Consider the following 2935-nt stretch of genomic DNA (forward strand, 5'->3'; position numbering starts at 1 on the left):
AGGTTAGTTACAGTCTAACAATTGGGAGTGCATTTTTTTTGACTAAATTTACTTCAGAAGACAAATTGAATGTAGTCATACGTTAATAAAATGGACGTGAAAATATAAAAGATATCGTTAAATTATGGGGAGTGAATCATGAAGTGGTTCGTATGTAGATAAAACAATTTAAATATTATGAAATCCAAGTATTTGAAAAAGTTTATACAACGTATTCTGCGCAGTATAAACTAGACGTATTAAATTATATGATCGAGAATAGGACGTCTCAAACGAAACATCATTTATTTTTAATATCCCATTTAAAAAAAAGATAACAAAGTGGATATTTTATAAAAATATCCACTACTAATTAAATTTTTTATGTTGATGGACATAGGAAAGGATTCTATAAATATAAAAATAAGATTGACAACGAAAGATTACAAGTGTAATATTCAGTTACAGATTACAAGTGTAATCCGAGGAGGGTGTAATTTAAACTAATGAAAGAATTACCTAAAATTTCGGAAGCTGAATTAGAAGTAATGAAAGAATTGTGGTCAAAATCTCCACAAACGGCAAATGAAGTAATTGAAGTGTTGGAGGTGAAAATGGATTGGAAACCCAAAACGATTCGAACGTTGATTAATCGATTAGTTCACAAAGAAGCAGTTGCTTATCACCAAGATAAAGGGCGTTTGTACTCTTATTATCCTTTGGTTTCGCAAGATAGTTATTTACAAGTAGAAACAAAATCTTTACTTAAACGTTTCTATGGTGCAGCATTTAAACCTTTACTTGTAAATTTTTTAAAAGAAGAAAAACTGTCTTCAGAAGATATTAACGAACTTAAACGTATTCTAGATGAGAAAACTGAGGAAAATCAGAGGAAGGATAGATTATAGTTGTGGAAAAATTTGTTGATATTTATCTACCTGCATTTTTTGATTGGGTGATTGAGACCTCGGTTATGGCTAGTATATTAGTGGGCCTAATCTTGTGTATCAAGGTCTTGTTTAGAAATAAATTAACTCCACGCTGGCAATATATGCTATGGATCATATTAATTATAAGACTTGTATTACCTTGGTCGCCAGATAGTTCCTATAGTATCTATTCTGTTCTTACTTACAAGAGTGATGATGCATTCATTTCTAGCCAAAACCCTGTAGCTAGCTTTCTTACAAAAGAACGTATGCAAGAATTAAAAGATATAGACAATAAAAAGTTACTCACAAAAGAAGATACTTATACCACAAGTTCAACAAAAATTGGTCAGGTAAACAAGACACAAACACACAGTAATGAAGATGATGAGACGATTTTATTTTATACAATCTTTATATACATTTGGCTTACTGGCGTTATCCTTCTAAGTGTTGCTACTTTTGTAATGAACAGGCGTTTATTACTTTACATAAAAAAACAGCCTGTTATTACAGATGAGAAGATTGTTCAAATTTTTGAAAAGTGTAAGCAATCTATGTCTGTTCAAAGGAATATCCCATTGCTTGTATCTGGAAAGGTTTCCAGTCCGACAGTGTTGGGGTTTATTAAGCCAAAGTTGTTATTATCAACTGTACATATGAAAATATTAGATGAACAACAGTTACGATATATTTTTCATCATGAATTAGCTCACATCAAGCGAAGAGATGTTGGTGTAAATTGGCTTATGCATGGCTTACTAATTTTAAATTGGTTTAATCCCATTCTATGGTATGCCTACTCATGTATGCGAGAAGATCAAGAACTAGCATGCGATGCATTAGCCCTTACATATATAGATTCAGAGGAACAAATTGCGTATGGACATACTATTATTAGTCTTTTGGAACATTACTCAAGTTACTATAAAGTACCGAGTATGGCAAATTTCAGTAAAAACAAAAGGATGTTAAAAAGGAGAATTTTAATGATTAAAAAATTCCAAAAAAAATCGTATCGTTGGTCTGCACTAGGAGCTGTAGCAGTTATTGCTGTATCATCTGTATCCTTATTAAATGCCCGGGCTGATATGCCGACTAATTCTGAGAAACAACAAATAGAAGTGAAAAATAATATGAAAGAATCAAAAACGCAAACCGATATTCCTATACAACAAATTGTAGAAAAAATGATTGGTACAAAAAAACAGGCAGAAGCAGAATTTTTTGTTTCCGAAGGAGACTATAATACTTTACTTACAGAGATTGGAGTGGCGAGGAATCTGTTTACGAAAGAAGAATTTGATCGATTCATTACATTGGAAACAGAAGCACATATTTTAGATAAAAAAGTAAGGCAAGTAGGAAGTCCTGAAAAGTTAGACCCAGAAGAGGAAAAAAAATATGAGAAAAACAGTGAAGAAATTGGACCATTTAGAGAGAAAATTCATTCGCATTTTAGATTAACTAAAAAGGAAGCACAGAAATATGTTGATTTTCCAATTAACACCCCAAGTTATGTGGTAAAAGGGTTTAAATTAACTGGAGAAGGTGTTAATACACCGATGACTACTGGAAAAATGAATCCCGATTTTATTTATGAATATCAAAATGAAAGTAAAGATAATGTATATATTGTGCACCAATCTGCAGTTACTGCTGAGGGAATAGAATTCTCGAATAAAAAAGCGGATTATAATGAAAAGGTAACAAATTATGAATTAGAAGGTACAAAAATAACCTTAGTTGAAAGTCTTGATACAGAGGAAACCTATAAAGTAATGCAAATGATTGTTCCTGCAAAAGGAAAGAATAGCGCTTTTCAAGTCATAATTCTTGCAGGTGATTTAAGTAAAGAAGAAACAGAGAAAGTTATGCTGTCCTTTCTAAAATAAAAATAGAGTCTCAGGATCCCGTTCTTGAGGCTATATTTTTTAGCTTAAACGAAACCTATAAGTGGGAAGAGAAATTAGTATAGTCTATATAATAAAAAAGTAAAATGATATTTAGTTTTGCTAGCTTGATTG

At 31.4% G+C, this 2935-nt stretch carries 2 protein-coding genes; both read left to right on the forward strand.

The genetic code is table 11. From position 1 onward, the window contains the following. The first annotated feature begins 485 nt into the window (after positions 1 to 485). Entirely contained in the window at positions 486 to 887 is a 402-nt protein-coding gene (locus ABWK52_RS28275; RefSeq protein ID WP_000661419.1) for a BlaI/MecI/CopY family transcriptional regulator, read from the forward strand. Then, entirely contained in the window at positions 884 to 2803 is a 1920-nt protein-coding gene (locus ABWK52_RS28280; protein WP_065845902.1) for a M56 family metallopeptidase, read from the forward strand. Before ABWK52_RS28275 ends, ABWK52_RS28280 begins: the two co-directional genes overlap by 4 nt. Positions 2804 to 2935 lie beyond the last annotated feature (132 nt).

This window comes from Bacillus sp. AP50, assembly GCF_040492675.1.
GTDB lineage: Bacteria > Bacillota > Bacilli > Bacillales > Bacillaceae_G > Bacillus_A > Bacillus_A cereus.